Annotated in this window: 19 protein-coding genes; 13 read left to right on the top strand and 6 right to left on the bottom strand. The window is 69.0% G+C overall.

The window, feature by feature from the left end; genetic code table 11:
- Positions 1 to 122: 122 nt before the first annotated feature.
- A complete protein-coding gene (locus ACMGFI_RS20685; protein ID WP_436912224.1) occupies positions 123 to 686 on the top strand; it encodes a hypothetical protein in 564 nt (187 codons plus the stop codon).
- 224 nt (positions 687 to 910) lie between these two features.
- The gene (locus ACMGFI_RS20680; protein ID WP_436912222.1) at positions 911 to 2,413 is read left to right on the top strand and encodes a family 10 glycosylhydrolase; all 1,503 of its coding nucleotides are present in this window, start codon (positions 911 to 913) and stop codon (positions 2,411 to 2,413) included.
- A 143-nt stretch (positions 2,414 to 2,556) separates the two neighbouring features.
- Here the strand turns inward: ACMGFI_RS20680 and ACMGFI_RS20675 are convergent, their stop codons facing one another.
- Positions 2,557 to 3,324 carry an IclR family transcriptional regulator gene (locus ACMGFI_RS20675; RefSeq protein ID WP_436912221.1) on the bottom strand — a complete coding sequence of 256 codons (768 nt, stop codon included), beginning with the start codon at positions 3,322 to 3,324 and terminating at the stop codon, positions 2,557 to 2,559.
- A 336-nt stretch (positions 3,325 to 3,660) separates the two neighbouring features.
- Here ACMGFI_RS20675 and dgoD point away from each other — a divergent pair, with 336 nt between their 5' ends.
- The 3 genes from dgoD to ACMGFI_RS20660 all read left to right on the top strand — a co-directional run bounded on the left by dgoD (position 3,661) and on the right by ACMGFI_RS20660 (position 8,192).
- Positions 3,661 to 4,806, top strand: a complete 1,146-nt coding sequence (gene dgoD, locus ACMGFI_RS20670) for a galactonate dehydratase (protein ID WP_436912220.1) — start codon at positions 3,661 to 3,663, stop codon at positions 4,804 to 4,806.
- A gap of 80 nt (positions 4,807 to 4,886) precedes the next feature.
- On the top strand, positions 4,887 to 7,091 hold the full coding sequence (locus ACMGFI_RS20665; protein WP_436912219.1) for a beta-galactosidase: 2,205 nt from the start codon (positions 4,887 to 4,889) through the stop codon (positions 7,089 to 7,091).
- 105 nt (positions 7,092 to 7,196) lie between these two features.
- Positions 7,197 to 8,192, top strand: a complete 996-nt coding sequence (locus tag ACMGFI_RS20660) for a hypothetical protein (RefSeq protein ID WP_436912218.1) — start codon at positions 7,197 to 7,199, stop codon at positions 8,190 to 8,192.
- Positions 8,193 to 8,219: 27 nt separating this feature from the next.
- On the opposite strand, the gene ACMGFI_RS20655 is transcribed toward ACMGFI_RS20660, so the two are convergent.
- Positions 8,220 to 8,381: a hypothetical protein gene (locus ACMGFI_RS20655; RefSeq protein ID WP_436912216.1), complete on the bottom strand. Its 162-nt coding sequence runs from the start codon at positions 8,379 to 8,381 to the stop codon at positions 8,220 to 8,222.
- A gap of 107 nt (positions 8,382 to 8,488) precedes the next feature.
- Here ACMGFI_RS20655 and lysA point away from each other — a divergent pair, with 107 nt between their 5' ends.
- From lysA to ACMGFI_RS20635, 4 genes are all read left to right on the top strand, one after another.
- Positions 8,489 to 9,757 carry a diaminopimelate decarboxylase gene (gene lysA, locus ACMGFI_RS20650; RefSeq protein WP_436912213.1) on the top strand — a complete coding sequence of 423 codons (1,269 nt, stop codon included), beginning with the start codon at positions 8,489 to 8,491 and terminating at the stop codon, positions 9,755 to 9,757.
- Positions 9,758 to 9,835: 78 nt separating this feature from the next.
- The gene (locus ACMGFI_RS20645; protein ID WP_436912211.1) at positions 9,836 to 10,639 is read left to right on the top strand and encodes a creatininase family protein; all 804 of its coding nucleotides are present in this window, start codon (positions 9,836 to 9,838) and stop codon (positions 10,637 to 10,639) included.
- A gap of 59 nt (positions 10,640 to 10,698) precedes the next feature.
- Complete coding sequence (locus ACMGFI_RS20640) at positions 10,699 to 11,766, top strand: ABC transporter ATP-binding protein (RefSeq protein ID WP_436912209.1); 1,068 nt, start codon at positions 10,699 to 10,701, stop codon at positions 11,764 to 11,766.
- Complete coding sequence (locus ACMGFI_RS20635) at positions 11,763 to 12,863, top strand: ABC transporter ATP-binding protein (RefSeq protein WP_436912208.1); 1,101 nt, start codon at positions 11,763 to 11,765, stop codon at positions 12,861 to 12,863. Before ACMGFI_RS20640 ends, ACMGFI_RS20635 begins: the two co-directional genes overlap by 4 nt.
- A 169-nt stretch (positions 12,864 to 13,032) precedes the next feature.
- Here ACMGFI_RS20635 and ACMGFI_RS20630 read toward each other — a convergent pair whose 3' ends face one another.
- Positions 13,033 to 13,326 (bottom strand): hypothetical protein, encoded by a 294-nt coding sequence (locus ACMGFI_RS20630; protein ID WP_436912206.1) that lies wholly within the window; start codon positions 13,324 to 13,326, stop codon positions 13,033 to 13,035.
- A 176-nt stretch (positions 13,327 to 13,502) separates the two neighbouring features.
- Between ACMGFI_RS20630 and ACMGFI_RS20625 the strand changes: the two genes are divergently transcribed.
- Complete coding sequence (locus ACMGFI_RS20625; RefSeq protein WP_436912204.1) at positions 13,503 to 14,723, top strand: aminotransferase class V-fold PLP-dependent enzyme; 1,221 nt, start codon at positions 13,503 to 13,505, stop codon at positions 14,721 to 14,723.
- Positions 14,724 to 14,806: 83 nt separating this feature from the next.
- Here ACMGFI_RS20625 and ACMGFI_RS20620 read toward each other — a convergent pair whose 3' ends face one another.
- Together ACMGFI_RS20620 and ACMGFI_RS20615 are read right to left on the bottom strand one after the other, a co-directional pair.
- The gene (locus tag ACMGFI_RS20620) at positions 14,807 to 15,787 is read right to left on the bottom strand and encodes an ABC transporter permease (protein WP_436912380.1); all 981 of its coding nucleotides are present in this window, start codon (positions 15,785 to 15,787) and stop codon (positions 14,807 to 14,809) included.
- Between the two features lie 82 nt (positions 15,788 to 15,869).
- Positions 15,870 to 16,895 carry an ABC transporter permease gene (locus tag ACMGFI_RS20615; RefSeq protein WP_436912201.1) on the bottom strand — a complete coding sequence of 342 codons (1,026 nt, stop codon included), beginning with the start codon at positions 16,893 to 16,895 and terminating at the stop codon, positions 15,870 to 15,872.
- A gap of 169 nt (positions 16,896 to 17,064) precedes the next feature.
- On the opposite strand from ACMGFI_RS20615, the gene ACMGFI_RS20610 reads away from it, so the two are divergent.
- The 3 genes from ACMGFI_RS20610 to ACMGFI_RS20600 all read left to right on the top strand — a co-directional run bounded on the left by ACMGFI_RS20610 (position 17,065) and on the right by ACMGFI_RS20600 (position 20,741).
- Entirely contained in the window at positions 17,065 to 17,286 is a 222-nt protein-coding gene (locus ACMGFI_RS20610) for a hypothetical protein (RefSeq protein ID WP_436912200.1), read from the top strand.
- 87 nt (positions 17,287 to 17,373) lie between these two features.
- The gene (locus ACMGFI_RS20605; protein WP_436912198.1) at positions 17,374 to 18,621 is read left to right on the top strand and encodes a HEAT repeat domain-containing protein; all 1,248 of its coding nucleotides are present in this window, start codon (positions 17,374 to 17,376) and stop codon (positions 18,619 to 18,621) included.
- Positions 18,622 to 18,779: 158 nt separating this feature from the next.
- Positions 18,780 to 20,741, top strand: coding sequence for an ABC transporter substrate-binding protein (locus tag ACMGFI_RS20600; protein WP_436912197.1), 1,962 nt, complete (start codon positions 18,780 to 18,782; stop codon positions 20,739 to 20,741).
- Here the strand turns inward: ACMGFI_RS20600 and ACMGFI_RS20595 are convergent.
- Positions 20,684 to 20,921, bottom strand: a 238-nt coding sequence (locus tag ACMGFI_RS20595; protein ID WP_436912194.1) for a hypothetical protein, incomplete at its 5' end; no start/stop codon positions are given. The genes ACMGFI_RS20600 and ACMGFI_RS20595 overlap by 58 nt on opposite strands.

The following is a 20,921-nucleotide window of genomic DNA, read 5'->3' as shown; positions in this document are numbered from 1 at the left end:
CGTCGGAGCGGGCCCCGTTCGCGGCCGCGCGCTGGTACCGCCCGCCGGCGGAGTGAACTCGGCCGACGGCCGTCGCCGCGGCCGGGGATAATCCTATGGTCGTCCGCCTGCCACGCGTCTGCATGGCAGACGACATCGACGGCGGCCCGGGCGAGACGGAGAGCGGTCCCGGCGACAGCGATCCGGAGGTCGAAGAGCGGGACTCCGGGGACGACCCGGACGGTCGGGGCGACGCCGCGGAGCCGAGCGAGCGAGCGGACGCCGACGCCGCGTCCGGTGGCGTGTCGGACCCCGAGGAACCCGACGGGGAGGCCGGTCGTGGGGGTGGTCCTGCCGGGGGGGCCTCCGGATCGCGTTACTCGGGCCCGGAACCCACGGTATCACTCACGATAGAGGGCACGTACGCGAGCGTGTTCGAACGCGTCGATCATCCCGAGGCCCGCCAGCACAGCGAGGTCGACAGGATCGTCGAGAACCTCGAGAGCACGCTGTCGGCGGTCAATCGCACGGGCGGCGGGATCCGGAGCGAGATCTACGACGCGGTCGAGTTCGAACTGGACGACCCGTGGGAGATCCGGAAGTATCTGGAACTGCTCGAGATGCACGACCTCATCCGTATGCAGGACGACCGCTGGGTCCCCCCGGACCACGCGGAACAGTCCGAACGGAACGGGAACTCCGGGTAGCGGGCTCGACGGCGTCGCTCTCCGCGAAACTGTTCACGGATACAGTAATTTTAAATGCCAGGTGGCAGTATTTTCCTGTGGAGTATGTTAGCAAGCACTCCACCAGTGGCGACAGTTCCGAATCGCTCGCGGCGAGCGGAGGGTCGCTCGTGACGCCTCGCCGCCGAGACGTTCTCAAGGGGGCCGCCGCCGGCTCCGCGCTCCTCGTCGGGGGGAGTGGAACCGTGGCCGCGGACACGGACGCGGGCGACGGCTCCGACGGCCAGTTCCGCGGCTACTGGGTCGACGCGTTCAACGACGGGCTGTACACCCCCGAACAGGTGTCGACGCTCGTCGACGAGGCCCGGGATGCAAACCTCAACGCTATCGTCGCCGAGGTCGTCCGGCGCGGCGACTTCTTCGGCGACGAGGCATTGCCGCCGCGGACCGAGGCCGACATCGCCGATGACTTCGACCCGCTGGCGGCGCTGATCGAGGAAGCCGACGAGGCGGGCATCGAGGTCCACGCCTGGATGGTCGTCAACCAGATGTGGAACCGGGCGGAGCCGCCGGAAGCCGACGACCACGCGTTCAACCGCCACGGGCCGGACAGCGACGACCCGTGGGTCAGCGTCCGCGAGGACGGCGCCGTCCACAGCGGCGACAACCAGTACTTCTTCGACCCCGGCCACCCCGGCGCGGCCGACTACATCGCCCGCACCGCCCGGAGCATCGTGGAGAACTACGACGTCGACGGTATCAACCTCGACTACATCCGGTACCCGACGCCGGAGGAGGAGCTCTACCAGGTCTGGGGGTACAACGAGGTCGCGCTCGACCGGTTCCGGGACGCCACCGGCCGCGACGACCGCCCCGAGTACACCGACGACGAGTGGGAGGCCTGGCGGCGCAAGCAGATCACGAACCTCGTCCGCCGGATCTACCTGGAGTGTTACGAGGCGGACCCGGACGTCCGCCTCACCGCCGACACGATCACCTGGTGGAAGGGGCCCCAGGAGCGCGACGGCGGGTTCGCCGCGACGGGCGCCTACTTCCAGGTCCTCCAGAACTGGCCCGCGTGGATGGAGGAGGGGATCCTCGACACGAACATCCCGATGAACTACAAGCGGGGCGGCGACTCCGAGATGTTCGCCGACTGGGCGGACTTCGCCGTCGACCACCAGTTCGACCGCGACGTGGCCGTCGGGTCGGCGCTGTATCTCAACGACAGGGCCGACAACGTCGCGCAGATCCGCACCGCCGTGGACGCCGGGACCGACGGGAACGAGTCGATCGGCTGGAACGGCTACTCGTACGCGAACCCCTCGAACGCCGTGCTGTCCGGCGAGGAAACGCCGACCGAGGGGCGCTCCGCGCTCGAGGAGGCGCTGACCGAGTCCGACCCGACCGGCGCCGACGAGCCGCTGTTCGCCGAGCCGGCCGAGGTCCCGGACATGCCCTGGAAGTCCGAGGAGGCCCACGTCGCCGGCGTCGTGGAGACGCGCGACGGCGACCCGGTCGACGACACGACGATGCGCGCGAAACGCCGGGGAGAGGTGGTCGCGACGACCGAGACGACCGGCAACGGCTGGTTCGGCTTCGTCGGCCTCGATCCCGGGCGGTATCACGTCTCGGTGGAACCCGGCGAGGTCGCCGGTCCGCGCAACGAGAAGGTCCGCGTCGACGCGGGCTCGCTCGCGACGGTCGACTTCGAGGTCAACCGCGAAGTGCCCGACGGGGACGACTAGACCCGCCGGATGGCTGGTCCCGCGCGACGGTAACCGATAGTCTCGGATGCGCCGGCGTCGAACTACCCATCGAACGTTCGATCTTTTTTAAGTACATCGTCCACACAGCGGAAACGCCGACGTGACGAGCAGGGCGGCGGGGCTCATCGTCCGTCCGCGGCGTCGAACGCGTCCTCGACGGCGTCTTTCGACCGCAACAGCAGTCCGGGGAGGTGTTCGTCGAACCGCTTGCTCGTCAGCCGATCCGCCGGTCCGTAGACGTATAGCGCCCCGACCGGTCCGCTCGCTCGGCGCTCCAGCGGGGCCGCGATACCGCGAACGCCAGGTTCCTGCTCCTCGCGGTCGAACGCGATCCCGCGCTCGCCCACGCGCCGGAGGTCCTCCCGCAGGACGGCCGGGTCGGTGATCGTGTTCTCCGTGAGCTGTGGGAGTTTCTGTGATGGGAGCAGTTCGTCGACCCGACCCTCGGGGAGTCGGGAGAGGATCGCCTTGCCGGGCGCCGTCGCGTGGAGGTGTTCGGAATTCTGGAACTCCGGGTCGTCGCTGTCCTGGCCGGTCCGGTACACGTCGACGCCCCGTCCGTTCTGGACGACGTGGATGCCGGCGATCTCTCCGGAGGTCTCCGACAGCCGGTCGACTTCCTCGGTGACTTCCGGGCGTTCCGCGTCGGAATCCCCGCCCTGGGCGACCGTCGCCAGCTTGTCCGTCAGGTAGTAGTCCCCCTCGTCGGAGTCCACGTACCCGATCTCCTGCAGCGTGGCGAGGTGCTTGTAGACGGTGCTCTTCGGCAGGCCGGCGTAGGTAGCCAGTTCGGTGACGCCGGCGCCCCCCAGTTCGCTCAGTGCTTCGACGACGCCGAAGGTCGTCTTCGACGCCTGCACCGTTGAGACGGCCTCGCTGTCTCCTGTCATGGTCGTGACTTCTCGAACCGCGGTTATAGTGTTTACTCCGCGTGAACGTTCGGTATCGCCAGTTCGGTCCGGCGAGCCGCTGGCCACGCACGCGCGAGCATAATATATGTTCCATACCGTGAGCCGGCGACGCGGGGACACGCGCGCCAGTGGTCGAGTCCGGCCGTCACGGGGCCGCCCGCAGGGCCGGGACGTTCGGGTTCACTGCCGAGGCGGAGATGCGATACCGGCGGTCTATATCTCGGCGTTTCGACGTGAGAAACGAACCGGTGTCACCGAGGGACGTCGACGTGGACGGGCTCCAACACTTTTCTCGGTCGCCGCGAATGACGACGCATGGAGATCACGAGCTTCGACCTGTTCGAGGTCCCGCCGCGCTGGCTGTTCCTCAAGGTCACCGCGAGCGACGGGACGACCGGGTGGGGAGAGCCGGTCGTCGAGGGACACACGAGAGCGGTCCGCGCCGCCGTCGAGGAGTACATGGAGAGCGTCGTCCTGGGCGAGGACCCGCTCGCCATCGAGGACCACTGGCAGGCCATGTACCGCAGCGGGTTCTACCGCGGCGGGCCCGTCCTGATGAGCGCCATCGCCGGCATCGACCAGGCGCTGTGGGACATCAAGGGCAAAGAACTGGGGAAGCCGGTGTACGAGCTGCTCGGCGGCGCCGCTCGCGAGCGGATCCGGGTGTATCAGTGGGCGGGCGGCGACCGGCCCGACGAGATCGCCGCCGAGGCGAGGGACCTGGTCGACAACGGCTACACCGCGGTCAAGATGGACGCGAGCGAGCCGCTCGAACACATCGACAGCCCGTCCGTCGTCGACAGGATCGTCGACCGCGTGGAGACGGTCCGGGACGCCGTCGGTCCCGAGGTCGACGTCGCCGTCGATTTCCGGGGCCGCGCGTCGAAATCCATGACGCGACGGCTCCTCGACGCCCTGGAGTCGCACCGGCTGCTGTTCGTCGAGGAACCCGTGCTCCCCGAACACGGGCATCTCCTCGGCGACGTGGCCCGCGAGACGGTCACGCCGGTCGCGACCGGCGAACGGCTGTACACGCGCTGGGACTACCGCCCGCTCTTCGAGGAGAACGCCGTCGACGTCGTGCAGCCGAACGTCTCCCACGCGGGGGGTATCTCCGAGGTCGTGAACATCGCGCGGATGGCCGAGACCTACGACGTGGCCGTCTCGCCGAACTGTCCCATCGGACCGATCGCGCTCGCCGCGTCGCTGCAGGTGGCGGCGCACGTCCCGAACTTCCTCATCCAGGACCACGGCTCCGAGACGCACGAGACGGCCGACACGTACGAGTACGTCGCGAACACCGACGCCTTCGACTTCGAGGACGGCTATCTCGACCTGCCGTCGGATCCCGGGCTCGGGGTCGCCATCGACGAGGAGCAGGTCCGGGACCTCGCCAGCAGGGAGTCCGTCTGGGAGTACCCCGTCTGGCGGCTGAACGACGGCAGCGTCACCGACTGGTGAGCGCCGGCGCCGCGGGTCGCCGAAGTCGAGCCCGCAGAAAGCTATTAGACCCGCCGCGCAGACTGGGGATCCGTGTCCAGATGAGCGACTTCCTTCCCGTCTCGGTGTGGTACGGCGAGAACCGGGCGCGCGCCCCGATGATGCCGACCTCGACCGAGGAGAGCCGACGACGCGCCGGGCGCGACTTCGAGTCGATCAGCGAGCAGGGGTTCAACGCGGTCCGCCTCTGGGTCGACTGGGCGTCGCTCGAACCCGAACCCGGCGAGTACGCGGTCGACCGGGTCGACCACCTCCTCGACCTCGCCGCGGACCACGACCTCCGGGCGATCTTCCAGCTCTACGTCGAGTCGGCGCCGAGTTGGGTCCACCGGCGGTACCCGGAGGCCCGCTACACGGCCCAGAACGGCGACCAGATCGACCCGCAGGCGTCGCCGGGGGTCACGCTCGACCACCCCGAGGTGCGCGAGCGGGCCGGCGAGATGCTCCGCCGCGTGGCCGGCCACGTCGCCGACCACCCCGCGTTCCACGCCTGGGACCTCTGGAGCGAGCCCCACATCGTCCAGTGGACGTGGCTGGAGTGGCTCCCGTTCGACGTCGCGTGGTTCGACTACAGCCCGGCCAGCCGGGAGCGGTTCCGCGACTGGCTGCGCGAGCGCTACGACGACGTCGACGACCTCAACGAGCAGTGGTACCGCACGTACGGGAGCTTCGACGAGGTGACGCCGCCGAAGTACGTCACGCTCTCGACGTACGCCGACCTGCTCGACTGGCAGGAGTACACCCTCGAGAAGATCGCCGACGACCTCGCCTGGCGGCGCGAGACCGTCCGCGAGGTCGACGCCGAGAGCGTCCTCTCCAGCCACGCGGCGATCACGTCGGTCTTCACGCTCCCCCTGTCGTGGTACGGCAACCCCGACGACTGGCGCGTCGCCGACGAGGTTGACGTCTGGGGGACCTCGATGTACCCCAAACACACCGGCGACGCGATGCCGCTCGACCCGGCGACCCGCGCCGCGGCGCTCGACGCGACCAGGAGCGCGTCCGAGGCCAACGACGCCGACTTCTGGATCGGCGAGCTCCAGGGCGGCCACGGCACGACCGGGATGCGCTTCGGCGAGCCCGTCACGCCCGAGGACGTCGCGCTGTGGGGCTGGACGGCGCTGAGCCGCGGCGCGAAGGGGCTGAACTACTACGCCTGGTACCCGATGAGCTGCGGCTACGAGACCTCGGGGTTCGGGCTGGCCGACGCCGACGGGTCCGTCACCGACCGCGTCCGGTCGGCGGGCGACCTCGCAGCGACCGTCGACCGCGAGATGGACCTGTTCGCTGCCGGTCGCCCGGTCGACGCGGACGTCGGCCTCGTCTACAGCGTCGAGACGCTGAAGATGTTGCTCGCCTCCCGCGAGCCCGCCCGCGACGACGGGGACCCCGCGATGTACCGCGACGCGCTCACCGGCATCTATCGCGTGCTGTTCGACGAGAACGTCCCCGCCGACTTCGTCCACGGCAGCGACCTGCGCGCCGGCGACCTCCCCTACGACGCGCTGTACTTCCCGCTCCCGATCATGCTCTCCGAGGCGACCGCGGCGAGCCTCCGCGAGTACGTCCGCGACGGCGGTCACCTCTACGCGTCGGTCCGGCCCGCCTGGAACGACGTGGACGGCACCCTGAACGACGCCATCCCGGGCCACGGCCTGGCCGACCTGTTCGGCTGCGAGGAGCGCTGGATCCGCGAGGTCGAGCGACCGACCGCCACCGTCACCGCGGACCACGACGTTCTCGGGTCGCTGTCGGTCGGGGACGCCGTCACCGGGTCCGCGTTCCAGGAGGCCCTCGACGTGACCGACGGGACGGCCGTCGCCGAGTTCGACGACGGGACGCCCGCAGTCGTGACCAACGAGTACGGCGACGGGCGGGCGACGCTCGCCGGCAGCCTGTTCGGCAAGGCGAACGACGCCACCGGGGGCGAGGCGGACGGGGCCGCGGCGCTCCTCGACGGCGTGCGCGAGCAGGCCGGCGTCCGCGCCCCCGTGTCCGTCTCCGGCGTCGGCGACGACCGGACCGTCGAGGCGCGGCTCCAGACCGCGGCCGAGTCCCGCCTCCTGTTCGCCTTCGACCACGACGGGGCGTCCGCGCCGTCGTTCGCGGTCGACCTCGACGGCGCCCACGCGGCCCGGGACCTGGTGGCCGACGAACCGGTACCGTGCGACCGGCGGGACGGCCGAGTCGTCGTCGATCCGACCGGCGAGGACTCGCTCTGGATCGTGGAACTCGCGCCGGAGTGACGCCCTGCGACGAGCGCCGTTCGACCGGGAACGCCGACAGCCGACCCAGCGGCGCCCCGTCGCGACCGAAATTTTATGGCGCTCGTCGGTGACGGTCCGGTAGCCATGGAGCGAGGGACGAGTTACTTCGGCGTCAGAGACCGGAATCACGTGGAACGGGACCTCGACCGATTCGTCGACGAGGGACTGAACGCCGTGTTGCACACGTTCAGCGAGCGCGACCAGCGGTACTACGAGGGGACGATGGCGGACGTCGTCGACGCCAGCCACGAGCGGGACCTGACGGTGTACGTCAACCCGTGGGGCGTCGGCCGGGTGTTCGGCGGCGAGGCCCTCTCGGAGTTCATCGGCCGCAATCCGGGTGCCCGACAGGAACTCTCGACCGGTGACGCGGTGCCGGCGGCCTGTTTCAACCACCCGGAGTTCCGCGCGTTCATGCGCGAGTGGACGCGCGACGCGGCCGGGCTCGGCGCCGACGTGCTGTTCTGGGACGAACCGCACTGGTACATCACCGGCTGGTACGACGAGGACTACCCCGACGACGCGTGGGGCTGTCGGTGCGAGCACTGCCGCGAGCGCTTCGCGGACCGCCACGGCGAGCCGATGCCCGAGGAACACACCGAGGCGGTCGCCGCGTTCCGGGAGGAGTCGCTGCTGGACTTTCTGCGGGAGATGATGGCCGTCGCCGGCGAGGAGGGCGCCGAGAACGCCGTCTGCCTGCTGCCCAGCGAGGACGCCGACCACGGCCTCCGCGACTGGTCGGACCTGGCCGCCAGCGACGACCTCGACGTGCTGGCGACCGACCCCTACTGGGGCGCCTTCGAGGAGGGGAGCGTCGAGTCGTTCGTCGGCTCGTTCTCCGAGACGGTCGCGGACCTGGCCGACGACCACGGCATCCGGAGCCAGATCTGGATCCAGGGGTTCCGCCTCGACGGGGACCCCGAGCGGGTCGAGGAGGTCCGGACGGCGACGCGGACCGCGTGCGACAGCGGCGTCGACAGCGTGTTCATGTGGGGCTACGACGCCTGCCGCTCCATCTCCAGCATCGCCTGCGAGAACCCCGACGCGGTCTGGGAGGCGTACCTCGACGAGCTGCCCTGAGTCAACTCCCGAGTCAGTTTCACCTGTTCAGTCGCGGCTCGCCCACCACTCGACGACCGCGTCGACGTCGTCGACGCTGCGGAGGACGGCGACGAAGGCTCCCAGGCGGCCGTCGATACGGTCCGCGTAGCCGGTGACGTGACGGGAGAGCGCCTCGCGCGTCTCGACGGCTGGCGTGCCCGGTCGCATACCCGCCCCGAGGCGCGGGCTTGCCTCAAACCTTTCCACGGCGGGTGGCTGTTCGGTATCTTCCGCGGCGGGGATAGCTTTTCGTGACTGGTGGCGCCACGGGGAGTATGGACCAGGACGCCCGCGAGCGTCGTGAACGGCTGGCGGAACGCGAGCCGACCCTCTCGGAGTACGGCAGCCCGCTGTTCGTCTTCTTCGAGGCGGACCTGCGGCGGAACTACCGCGCACTGCGGGGCGCGCTGGACGACCACTACCCCGATTCCCGCGTCCACTTCGCCGCGAAGGCGAACTTCAACCTCGGCGTGCTCTCCGTCCTCGCGGACGAGGGCTGTGGCGCCGAGGCGTACTCCGGCTGCGAGCTATCGGCGACGCGACGGGCCGGGTTCGACCCGGGGGACACTATCCTGACAGGGATGAACCGGGACGCGGCGGCGATCGAGCGCGCGCTGGCGGCGGGCGTCGGCCACCTGCTGGTCGACAACGCGGCCGAACTCGACCGGATCGAGGCGGCCGCGAGCGCGACCGGGACCGTCCCGCGAGTACTGCTCCGGGGCAACCCCGCGATAGAGGTCCCGACGCACCCGGACGTGGCGACGGCGACCCGCGAGAGCAAGTTCGGCCTCGACATCGACTCCGGGCGAGCGATGGCGGTCGCCGAGCGGATCGCCGACAGCGACCGCGTGGAGCTGGCGGGCGTGCAACTTCACATCGGGAGTCAGATCCGGGGAGTCGAGCCCTACGCGGTGGCGACGCGGGCGATGCTCGACTTCGCGGCCGACATCCGCGACGACCTCGGCGTCGAGATCGACGTGCTCGACATGGGCGGCGGGCTCCCGGTCCGATACGACGAGGCGGTGCCCGAGACCGACGCCATCGTCGAGGCGATCGCGGCCGCGGTCGAAGCAAGCTGTGCCGAACACGGGCTGTCGCGTCCGAGGCTGTTCCTCGAACCCGGGCGCCGACTCGTCGGGACTGCGGGAGCGCTGGTGGGGACCGTCGGCGCGGTCAAGGAGACGCCGGCCGGGGCGTTCGCGGTCCTCGACGTCGGCACCAACGCGGTCGGGTCCCACTGGCAGTATCCGATATACGCCCTCGACGGCGGCGAACCGGCGCGGACCTACGACGTGGCCGGGCCGCTGTGTTACACCGGCGACGTGATCCGGGAGGACGTCGCCCTCCCGGAACTCGGGGTGGGTGACCGCCTCGTCGTCGACCGCGTGGGCGCGTACTCGCTCGGGTCGGCCTCGCACACGAACGCGACGCCGAAACCGCCCGTGGTGCTGGTCCGCGAGGGTGGCGGCGTCGACCTGGTCCGCCCGGGCGAGACCTGTGCCGACGTGATCGGCGACGACCGGGTCCCGGACGACCTCCGCTGACCCCCGGACCCTCGACGACCGCTGCGGTCACCCCGGTGGACGGAAAAGTATTTTCGCCCCGTCCGACAACGGTGTGCCATGGCCTACGACTGTCTGGGAGCGGCCGATAGCGCCTGGGCCGGACGGACGGCACCCGAGATCGTCGAAACGGCGGACGCCGACGGCTCGGTGCTCGTGCTCCCGATCGGCAGTATCGAACAGCACGGACACCACCTCCCGGTGGCGACCGACACCATCCTCGCCGACGCCGTGGCACAGGAGGGCGTCGAGCGGGTCGCCGACGACGTGCCGATCCTCTGTGCGCCCCCCTTCTGGGCCGGCTACTCGCCCCATCACCTCGCGTTCGGTGGGACGCTCACGCTCGAGTTCGAGACGATGCGCGAGGCCGTCGAGGACGTGGCGGACGCGGCGCTGTCGAACGGGTTCGACGCCCTCGTGCTGGTGAACGGCCACGGCGGGAACAAGCCGCTCGTCGGGGCGGCGACCAGCACGGTCGGCGCCGACCACCCGGAGGCCGAGGTGCTCGGACTGACCTACTTCGACCTCGCCGAGGGATTCGTCGACGAGGTCCGCGACAGCGAGACGGGCGGGATGTCCCACGGCGGGGAGTTCGAGACCTCGCTGATGCTCCACCTCCGCCCCGACCTCGTCCGCGAGGACGCGATGGACGCTCCAAATCTGGACGAACCGTACGACCGGGGCCTCCAGGACCTCTTCGGCGGGGGGGCCGTCTCCGTCTACCGCGGGTTCGACGAGTACTCGGAGACCGGCGCCATCGGAGCGCCGTCGGACGCGAGCGCCGAGAAGGGCGAGCGCCTCTTCGACCGCCTCGGGGACGAACTCGGGTCGCTCCTCCGGGAGGTCCACGCCAACAACCGCTGACCCCGGCCACCGGTACTTTTACTTGACGTGTGGGAATAGTTGGCCACCACCTGACTCGCATGAGCAAGACCCGACACACGACCGAGGGCGGCGTCGGTTCGGCCGACGCCGGTGACGACGTGATCCTGGAGGTACGGGACGCGTCGGTGACCTTCGGAATGGAGCGAGGTGAGTCGAAAGTCCTGGACGACGTGGACCTCGACGTCAGACGACAGGAGATCCTGGGGGTCGTGGGCGAGAGCGGGAGCGGCAAGTCGATGCTCGCCTCCTCCATGCTCGACGCCGTCGTCGACCCCGGACAGCTCTCCGGGGACGTGATCTACCACCCGGACGACGGCGAGCCGGTGAACGTCGTCGACGCCGACCGGGAGGAGCTCAAGCGGCTCCGGTGGGAGGAGATCTCCTTCGTCATCCAGGGCGCACAGAGCGCGTTCAACCCGACGATGACCGTCCGGACGCACTTCGTCGAGACGCTCCGAACTCACGACTACGACATCGACGAGGGGATCGAACACGCCCGCGAACTGCTCTCGGACCTGTATCTCGACCCCGACCTCGTGCTGGAGTCGTACCCCCACGAGCTGTCCGGCGGGATGAAACAGCGCGCGCTCGTCGCGCTCGGCCTGATCCTCGACCCGGAGGTGCTCGTGATGGACGAGCCGACGGCGGCGCTGGATCTCCTCATGCAGCGGTCGATCATCAGCCTCCTCTACGAGATCAAGGAGAAGTACGACCTGACGCTCGTGTTCGTGACCCACGACCTCCCGCTGGTGGCGGACATCGCCGACCGGATCGCGGTGATGTACGCGTTCGACATCGCGGAGGTCGGGCCGACCGACGCCATCCTCGAGGACACCGCCCACCCGTACACGCAGGCGCTGCTCGACGCCGTTCCGGACCTCTCGACCGCGGCGGACGACATCCGACCCATCGAGGGGTCCAGCCCCGACCCGGTGGACATCCCGCACGGGTGTTCCTATCACCCCCGCTGTCCGCTGGCGACCGACGAGTGCACGTCGGAGGACCCGCCGTACTACGACGTCGGCGACGGCCACGAGTCTGCCTGTCACCACTGGGACGAGGTCGACGACGCCTTCGAGAGCGACGACGCGGAGGGCGAGGCATGAGCGCGGACACCGACCACGTCGTCGCCATGGAGAACGTCGAGGTCCACTTCGACAACGAGCGGATGTTCGGCCTGCTGGGGTCGGACACCGTCCGCGCCGTCGACGACGTCTCGCTGACGATCCCCGAGAACGACGTGGTCGCGCTGGTCGGCGAGTCCGGCTGCGGCAAGACCACGCTCGGCAAGACCGCCATCGGCGTCCAGCGGCCCACGGACGGGACGGTGCGATACCGCGGACAGGACATCTGGGCGACCAAGGACGACCAGGGCCTGCTGAGTCGAAACGGGAGCGCGGACCGGATCGCCTGGTCGGAGATCCGCCGGTCGCTCCAGATGATCCACCAGGACCCCGGCAGCTCGCTCAACTCCAACTACACCATCGAGTCGGCGCTCTCGGACCCCCTCAAGAAGCAGGAGCCCGGCATGAGCCGGGAGGACCGCCGCGCGCGCATCTACGGGCTGCTCGAGTACGTCGGGATGACGCCGCCCGAAGACTACGCCAGTCGCTATCCCCACCAGCTGAGCGGCGGCGAGCAACAGCGGGTGGCGCTCGTGCGGGCGCTGATGATGAACCCGGACCTCATCCTCGCCGACGAGGCGATCTCGGCGCTGGACGTGAGCCTCCGCGTCGAGATGATGGACCTCATGCTCGAACTGCAGGAGCAGTTCAACACGTCCTACCTGTTCATCAGCCACGACCTCGCGAACGCGAAGTACCTGACCGAGAAGAGCGACGGCCGGATCGGCATCATGTACCTCGGCGAGCTCGTCGAGGTCGGGCCGGCCGAGGAGGTCCTCCGGAACCCGAAACACCCCTACACGAAGGTGCTGCTGTGGGCCTCGCCGGACCTCAACGACCGCGGTGAGCTGTCCGACCCGCCGATGCGAGCCCTCGACGTGCCGGACCCCTCGGACCCGCCCAGCGGCTGCCGGTTCCACACTCGCTGTCCCGAGGCGCGGGAAGTGTGTCGGGAGGACACCCCGGAACTGGTCGGGGACGACCACCGGGGGGCCTGCTTCCGCGAGGAGGACGACCATCCCTACTGGAACAGCCCGCCCATCGAGGACGACAACGAGTTCTCGCTGACGACCCGGTGAGGGCGGTCCCGCGCCACCGCTATCGCAGGACCCGCGGCCGGCGGAGACTCGGACGATGCCTGTCTGCGGATGACGGAGCAGTCGACGACGAGCGCCACGGCGAACGGCTGAAAACCGATGTTCGGAGCACGAAACGGGGCCGTTGGCGCGACCCTGACGCGAGCGGCGGTCAGCTGTAGCCGATGAGTCTGAGCAGGCCGTAGCCGGCGACGGCGTAGATGTATGCGCTGACGCCCCAGACCAGGCACATCGCGGCGAGTATGCCGTGGATGAACCCCGGTAGCACTAGGCCCGAGAGCAGGAGGCTACACAGCAGGAACACGGTCCCGAGGGTTCCGACGAAGGCGATGAACGAGCTCCTGATCCAGATCAGTATCGACGCCCCGATCCGGACGAGCGGGTTCGAGCGCCCCTCGCGCTGGGAACGCTCGGCTGCGGCACTGTCCTCCTGAACTTCACTCATAGCCAATCGATCCCATGCATCACACTTAATGCTGGCGCCGCTGCGGGGACCACCGGCGCCGCGCTGACCCCGACTGCGACTGGTCGCCGTCGTGACTCGGCGTGGCGTGCGGCCGGCGACCGCACCGCGGCTCGCGAGCCCCCGTGCTTTATCCGGGTCGAGCGAACAGTCGGTGTATGGGCGATTCGCATCCCGCCACGGACGTGTACGAGGAGCTTGGCGTTCCGACGGTCGTCAACGCCGCAGGCACGAAGACGCGGATCGGCGGCTCGCTGATCAGGGACGAGGCCGTGGAGGCGATGGCCGCGGCGGCGGAGTCGTTCGTCCGTATCTCCGACCTCCAGGCGCGCGCGAGCGAACTGATAGCCGAGGCCACCGGCGCGGAGGCCGGGTTCGTCAGCTCCGGCGCCGCGGCGGGCCTCGAACTGGCGGCCGCGGCCTGCATCGCCGGCGACGACCCGAGCGCGATGGCGCGGCTCCCGGACACCGAGGGCGTCGCGAGCGACGTCGTGATGCCGCGCACCCACCGGACGGGCTACGACCACGCGCTCAGAGCCGCCGGCGCCGACGTGGTCGACGTCGGGACGAACGACCGCCGGCTCGGGACGGGCGCGACCGACGTCGAGCCGTGGGAACTCGACGCGGCGATCGACGAGGAGACCGCCGCGGTCGCCGTCGTCCAGAAGGAGTACACCAGACCGTCGCTCCGCTCCGTCGTCGAGGTCGCCCACGACAACGACGTGCCGGTTATCGTGGACGCGGCGGCGGAACTCCCGCCGGTCGCGAACCTCGAACGGTTCGTCGCCGACGGGGCCGACCTGGTCGTCTTCAGCGGCGGGAAGGCGGTTCGCGGCCCGCAGTCGACCGGCATCGTCGCCGGTCGCGAGGACCTCGTCGGCTCGGTCGCGATGCAGCAACTGGACATGCACGCCGAACCGTCGGTGTGGGAGCCGCCCGAGGGGATCTTCGGCGGCATCGAAATCGAGGGCGTGCCGCGACAGGGGATCGGCCGGTCGCTGAAGGTCGGCAAGGAGGAACTGGTCGGGCTCCTCCGCGCGCTCGAACTGTTCGTCGAGGCGGACCACGACGCGCTCGCCGCCGCGTGGCGCGAGCGGGCCGAGACCGCCTCGGCGGCGCTGTCGGAGATCGAGGGGCTGTCGACGACGGTCGAGGGCGGCGCGAAATCGGTCGCGCCGGAGGTCGTCGTCACGGTGGACCCGGACGCCGCCGGGACGACCGCCGAGGCGGTCGTCCGGACGCTGCGCCGGGAGGACCCGAGGGTGTTCGTCGGCGCCGACGACGTCGCCGAGGGCCGGTTCGGCGTGAACCCGATGTGTCTGGACGACGGCGAACTCGAGTACGTGCTCGAACGCGTCCGGGCGGCGGTCGAGACCTGAGCCGGTCGATCGCGGTTCGTAGGTTCTATTGGGTCTGTGCGGGAGCGGTCGAAGCGACCGGAAAAGAGCGGCGGGAGTGGACGTTACTCGACGGATTCGCCTTCGCCTTCGTCGGCGCCGACGGTCTTCGCGTGGCGGGCGCGCAGTCGGACGTTGAAGACGCGGTCGAGGCCCTGCGCGAAGAGGATGAACCCGAGCGAGACGAGCGTGATGACGAACATGGGGACGAGGACCCAGTGGAGCTGGCTCATGTCGGTCATGTTCCCCTGGTTGTAGGCGGTGTTGAGCATGACGCCCCAGTTGAGGGAGCTCGTGACGCTCAGGATGCCCAGGAAGTACAGCCCGACGGACTCGAAGATGATGCGCCGGGAGCTGTTCGCGAAGTTGACGGAGATGTACGGCATCAGGTTCGTGATCACGTCCTTCCGGAGGATGTGCCACTGGGAGAGGCCGAGGATGCGCGAGGCCTCCGTGAACGCCTCCTCGCGGATGGAGAGCACCTGCGAGCGGATGGTCCGCGCCAGGCGCGGCCAGTTGTCGATCCCGAGGAGCAGGCCGACGACGAAGGGGTCGGTCGGGTCGTAGATCGCCGTGAGCACGATGATGAGCACGAGTCCGGGGATGGTCAACACCACGTCGGTGATCGTCATGAACACGGAGTCGACGGCGCCGCCCTTGTAGCCGGCGACGGTGCCGATGAACGTGCCCAGGCCGACCGACAGCAGCGAGCCGGCCATGATCATCTTCAGCATCGCGGGCGACGCGTGGACGACCATCTCGAAGATGGACTGGCCCATCACGTCGGTCCCGAGGGGGTACGCCCAGTTCTGGAACGGCGGGACGAACGTCGGTCCGTCCATGATCGACGGTTCGGGGACGATCCTGACACCGATCGTCGCGGTCAGCACGAACAGGAGGAGGATGCTCGACCCCAGTGCCGCCCGCCAGTCACGCATGGCGATGGAGACGGGAGCGTAGATGTAGGCGTCGAACCCCCGCCGGACGCGCTCGAAGAGCGTCGGTTCGGGAACGTCGGCCGTGCGGGTGAAGATCTCCTCGTTGATCTCCCGTCCGCCGTCGGTGGCCGCGGCCCCTGCGTCGCCGCCTCGACCGCCGTCCGACGCCGCGGGCCCCGTCGGTTCGTCGTCAGAAGGACTCACGGTCGGCACCTCCCTTGACGCGGGGATCGATGATTCCGTAGGTCAGGTCGGCGATGAGGATGCCCAGCAGCGTGATGAACGTGAAGAAGATGAACGCACCCATGATGACGGGGTAGTCCCGGTTCATCAGCGCGTTGAACGTGACGAACCCCATCGCGGGGTAGTTGAAGATCGTCTCGAGGATGATGCTGCTCCCGAAGACGCTCGCGATACCCATCATGAGGCTCGTGTAGACGGGCAACAGCGCGTTCCGGCCGACGTAGCGGATGGAGATCCGACCGCGGCTCAGCCCCCTGAGCCGCGCGACGCGGATGTATCCCTTCCCCATCTCGCGGATGCAGTTGCCCCGGTAGGCGAGCGCGCCGCCGAACCCGGCGACGAACGACGAGAGGATCGGGAGCGTCGCGTGCTCGATCAGGCCGGCGATGAAGGGGTAGTTCAACCCGGGCGTCGTCCCCTGGGTGACGCGGCCGCCGGTGGGCAGCCACTTCAGGTTGAACGCGAAGATGATGAGCAGGATGATGGCGACGATGTAGTACGGGACGCTCGTGTTGAAGATGGAGAAGACCGTCATCCCGGTGTCGAACCGGCTCCCCTCGGTGTAGGCCATCGCCGCGCCCAGCAGGAGACTGACGGTCGTCCCCAGCGCGAGTCCGTAGACGCTGATGAATATCGACCACGGCATGGCCGAGAACAGCATCTCGCCGACCGGACGGCCCTTGAAGATGGACTCGCCGAAGTCCCCCTCGAGGAAGACGCCCGACATGTAGTTGAGATACTCCTTCCAGAGCGGCTGGGACGGGTTGATCCCCGTGTGGATCTCGACCATGCGGTTGATGCGCTCCATCTGCTGGGGTGAGGGCGAACCCCCGCCCTGGGCGTACTGCTGCATGAACTGCACCCGCATGATCTCGACGGGACCGAACGGGAGCATCCGGTACAACACGAACGTGACGGTGACCGCGAGGAAAAACACGAGCACCGTCTGTCCGATGCGCTTCAGATAGTACATCCGTCGCCGGGAATTCCACAGTCGCTCACAATAAATCTATGGGACGACTACCCGTGGCAACGGCCAGCACGTGCCGCTCGCTCCAGCGTGTGGCCCCGATCTGTCGGGTGACTCCCGACGGGCGTGTAAACACTCAAGTGAGTCGCTGGATACCCTCGGAGTGGAGATGATGGAACACCTGCGCGGGATCCTGGTCGAACTCTGCAGGAACGTCGACAAGCTGCTGATGCTGTTCGTCGCCGAGGCGCTCGCGCTCCTGCTCCTGGTCCCGTCGCTGTTCTACGTCGAACGGGGGACCGCGACGTACGTCGTCCTCCTCCTCGATTTGGTGGGGCTGGTCGGGCTCATGTCGTTCACGGGCGTGATTCTCGTCAAGTGCTATCGGATCTAGAACCGTCGAGCGGAGCGCGACCGGGATCCCGCGGGCGCCCCGTGGTCGGGCGTGCCATTTTTCCGTGTGTCGGGAGAGCGTCCGTCCATGACGGATGCCAGTGACGCCGCCGGGGAGTTCGAGCGCCTCGCCGACCGCGCCGTTTCGGACCCCGACGCCGTGTCGGTCGACGCGCTCGTCGACGCGCTCCGGCGCGACCCGCCCGAGGGAGCCGAGCCCGTCAGGCGGGCGTTCGCGTCGGTGACCGAAGCCGACCCGAGTACGGTTCCGGACGCCGTGGCCGCGCTCGGGTCGTTCGCAGCCGATCACGAGGGGGCCACCGCGGCGCGCGTCGCGTACGCGAGTCTGGTGGCGGCCCACCCCGAACGCGTCGAGGGTGTCGCGCCGGAGCTGCTGGAGGCCGTCGAGGGCGACGACCCGGACGCACGCGACCACGCCTTCCACGCCCTCGAGTCGCTGGCCGGGACGCGACCGGCGGAACTGCTCCCCGAGGCCGTGCCGGTGCTCCGCGCGAAACTGGGCGCGGAGAGCGCGACCGAGCGGAGCGCCGCGCTGGCTGTCACCGCCGAACTCGCCCGACAGCGACCGGCGGCCGTGGCTGCGGCGGCCCCGGAACTGCTCGCCCTCGCCACGACCGAGCGCGAGTTCGACACCGGCGAGGAGTACTTCGACGAGCTCCCCGACCAGCTCAAGTCGCAGCTGGAGGAGGAGAAGCGCCGAGCGATCCGGACCCGGATGGTCGCCGCGCTCGCGCTCGTCGAGGTCGCCCGCGCGGATATCGAGGCCGGCGTCGCGGTGGTCGACCCCCTGGTCGAGCGGCTGCCGGACGAAACGAACCTGACGGTCCGCGAGGCCACGTACGACCTGGTCTGGTTGATCGGCCAGCAGCGTCCCGCGGCCGTCCGGTCGACCGTCGAACCGCTGGCGGCACGCCTGTCGGCGGAGGACGACACGGCGATTCGGGGGAAAGTCGCGCGTGCGCTCGGGATCCTCGCGGACGAGCACGACGAGGCCGTCGCGGCCGCCGTCGCGTCCGACGCGTCGACGCTCCGTGACCTGCTCCGCGCCGGGGAGCCGGTCGCCCTCGGCGGCGCGGTCGGGCTCCTCTCGTACCTGGCAGAGCGACGGCCGGAGGTCGTCGAACCCGTCGCCCCTCGTCTCCGTGAGCTCGCGGCCGACGGCCCTACCTACGTCCGCGGGAACGCGATCTGGGCGCTCTCGTACGTCGGCAGCGACGCGGCCGCCGAGACGCTGGACGATATCGCCGCGACCGACGACGACGAGGACGTCCGGGCGATCGCGGCCGAAGCGTCCCGCCGGCTCGACGACGCGTAGCGCCGGAGGGCCGCAGCCCGGCCCGTTTCCGAGGCATTAATAACAAATCAGACATAATTTTTATAACCCTGATACTGTTTGACGTGCATATGGTTCGTCAGGAGGACCCACCGGAAGGTGACGAGCGATCCCGCATCTCGCGGCGGAAAATACTCGCGATGACGTCATCAGCGGCGGCAACCGGGTTGGCCGGTTGCGGCGGTGGTGGCGAGGAGACGCCGATGGGCGGCACGGAGCCGGGCGGCGACGGCGGCAGTGGTGACGGGAGCGACGGTGACGGCGGCGACGGCGGCGACGGTAGCTCGACGGACGATACGGGTACCCCGGCCGGAGAGCCGGTGACGACGGAGATCGCCCATCGCGCGGCGGTCTCCTGGCAGCCGGGCAATTCGAACCTGAACCCGTGGGCCGAGGCCAGCAACATGCAGTACTGGATGGACTACATGTGGTGGGAAGGCGTCACGTATCCTTCCGACGGTCCGTTCATGGGTGAGGCGGTCAAGTGGATCGTCGACGAGGTCGAGTTCCAGAACAACGGGTGTGAAGTCCTCCTGCACTTCAAGGACGGCTACACCTGGTGGGACGGTTCAGACGTCACCGCGCGCGACTACATGACGCTGCGCGAGATCAGCGCCTACCAGACGTGGGGCGCGAGAGAGAACTGGGAACTCGAGTTCGAACTCGTCGACGACTACACGTTCAAGGAGATCCACACGACGCCGCAGAACCCCTCCGCGCAGCGGAGCGGGTACCAGACGCCGGTCCACACCAAGCACAGCTACTGGAAGTCCTGGCTCCAGCAGTACCAGGATGCGGGCTCCCAGAGCGAGATCGACAGGATCACCAAGAACCTGACCGAGGAGCAGATCTCGATGCAGGAGATGGTCGACGAGGGACTCGGCAACGGGTTCTGGATCCCCGAGGAGTGGGGCCCGACCGAGGTCACCCACAAGAAACACTCCGGGCATCCACGGGCCGATCAGACGAACATCGAAACCGACCGCTGGGCCCTGATGTCGGAGAAGCAGAAGGCGATCCAGGCCTTCCAGAACGACCAGTTCGACGTGGGCGAATCGCTGTTGCCCCAGGTGAACTCGGGTTCGAACCCGAACGTCGAGGTGTTCCAGAACTTCCCGCAGGGCGGCGTGCCGAAGCTGACCTTCAACCAGCACAACAAGCACCTCGCCCGGCGCCACGTCCGGCAGGCGATCTCCTACCTCATCGACTACAAGGAGCTCCGGACGGTCATCAAGAGCGCACACGGGACGAACTACCTGAAACACCCCCACGCCGTGGGGATGTCGGCGCCGCTCGCGAAGAACTCGATGGGGGATGACTTCGTCGGCAATCTCATCGACTACGGCGACCGGGCCAAGACGGACAAGGCGGCGCAGGTCCTCGAGGAGGGCGGCTACTCGAAGCAGGGCGACGTGTGGGTCGGCCCGGACGGCGACGAGTTGAAGGGACTCAAGTACATCACCCCGCCGTGGCCCATCTACCAGACCATCGCGAAGTACGTCGGGCCGAAGCTGGACGAGTTCGGCATCAAGAACGACGTCAACATGCCCTCGGGCAGCGCGTTCTGGAAGAACTGGCTGAACAACTTCGACTTCGACCTCGTCAACTGGTGGGCCAACGCCTCCCACCCCTCGGCGGCGTACACCACCGGATCGGCCGCCGGCATCGACAACTTCGTCGGCGGCGCCGGCAACATCCAGGGCATCATCGAGGACCGCAACACGCCGGGCGACTGCTCGGTCAACCGGAACGAACCGGACTACTCGGCCGACCACACCGAGCGCCTCAACATCCCCGTCAACGCGGAGTTCCCGTCGGAGGTCGGCGCGACGGACCTGTCCGGCGGTAGCCAGCAGCTCAGGCCCGTGAAGTGGGGCAACATCCTCTCGCAGACCCAGGACGAGGCCGAGATCCAGGAGTACTCCCGGAAGCTCGGCTGGTGGTACAACTGGTACCGCCCGCACGTCGGGCTCTACGAGGAGAAGTGGACCTACTGGGGCGACACCACGGACTTCAACATGCCCGACGGCTCGAAGCCCGACCACTACGTCGCGTTCTTCGAGAACCTCACGCGGGGGGAGATCACCGCCAAGACGGAGTGAACCGCCCCGAACGCTCCCGTCTCGACCGCCTCGCCGTCGGAGACAACGCTCCGGCCGTCGGATACGGTCGCGCGCTCGCCGACGGCGCGAATCGCTGTCAGGTCTGCAACGCGCCCGAGGTCCGCTGTGGTTCCCGCTGACGCGTCCTTCACCCGTCCTCTCCCGCAGTCGACGCCCCCA

Origin of the sequence: Halosimplex marinum (assembly GCF_051414075.1) — an archaeon.
GTDB lineage: Archaea > Halobacteriota > Halobacteria > Halobacteriales > Haloarculaceae > Halosimplex > Halosimplex marinum.
Note: the sequence above shows the minus strand (reverse complement) of the source record. Positions and strands in the feature narration are given on the sequence as shown.

Coding starts and splice junctions, on each gene's coding strand:
- ACMGFI_RS20600 (WP_436912197.1), top strand. CDS start 18,780: ATGACGTCATCAGCGGCGGCAACCGGGTTGGCCGGTTGCGGCGGTGGT.
- ACMGFI_RS20625 (WP_436912204.1), top strand. CDS start 13,503: ATGGGCGATTCGCATCCCGCCACGGACGTGTACGAGGAGCTTGGCGTT.
- ACMGFI_RS20640 (WP_436912209.1), top strand. CDS start 10,699: ATGAGCAAGACCCGACACACGACCGAGGGCGGCGTCGGTTCGGCCGAC.
- ACMGFI_RS20635 (WP_436912208.1), top strand. CDS start 11,763: ATGAGCGCGGACACCGACCACGTCGTCGCCATGGAGAACGTCGAGGTC.
- ACMGFI_RS20605 (WP_436912198.1), top strand. CDS start 17,374: ATGACGGATGCCAGTGACGCCGCCGGGGAGTTCGAGCGCCTCGCCGAC.
- ACMGFI_RS20610 (WP_436912200.1), top strand. CDS start 17,065: ATGGAACACCTGCGCGGGATCCTGGTCGAACTCTGCAGGAACGTCGAC.
- ACMGFI_RS20675 (WP_436912221.1), bottom strand. CDS start 3,324: ATGACAGGAGACAGCGAGGCCGTCTCAACGGTGCAGGCGTCGAAGACG.
- ACMGFI_RS20630 (WP_436912206.1), bottom strand. CDS start 13,326: ATGAGTGAAGTTCAGGAGGACAGTGCCGCAGCCGAGCGTTCCCAGCGC.
- ACMGFI_RS20660 (WP_436912218.1), top strand. CDS start 7,197: ATGGAGCGAGGGACGAGTTACTTCGGCGTCAGAGACCGGAATCACGTG.
- ACMGFI_RS20665 (WP_436912219.1), top strand. CDS start 4,887: ATGAGCGACTTCCTTCCCGTCTCGGTGTGGTACGGCGAGAACCGGGCG.
- ACMGFI_RS20615 (WP_436912201.1), bottom strand. CDS start 16,895: ATGTACTATCTGAAGCGCATCGGACAGACGGTGCTCGTGTTTTTCCTC.
- ACMGFI_RS20645 (WP_436912211.1), top strand. CDS start 9,836: ATGGCCTACGACTGTCTGGGAGCGGCCGATAGCGCCTGGGCCGGACGG.
- lysA (WP_436912213.1), top strand. CDS start 8,489: ATGGACCAGGACGCCCGCGAGCGTCGTGAACGGCTGGCGGAACGCGAG.
- dgoD (WP_436912220.1), top strand. CDS start 3,661: ATGGAGATCACGAGCTTCGACCTGTTCGAGGTCCCGCCGCGCTGGCTG.
- ACMGFI_RS20655 (WP_436912216.1), bottom strand. CDS start 8,381: ATGCGACCGGGCACGCCAGCCGTCGAGACGCGCGAGGCGCTCTCCCGT.
- ACMGFI_RS20685 (WP_436912224.1), top strand. CDS start 123: ATGGCAGACGACATCGACGGCGGCCCGGGCGAGACGGAGAGCGGTCCC.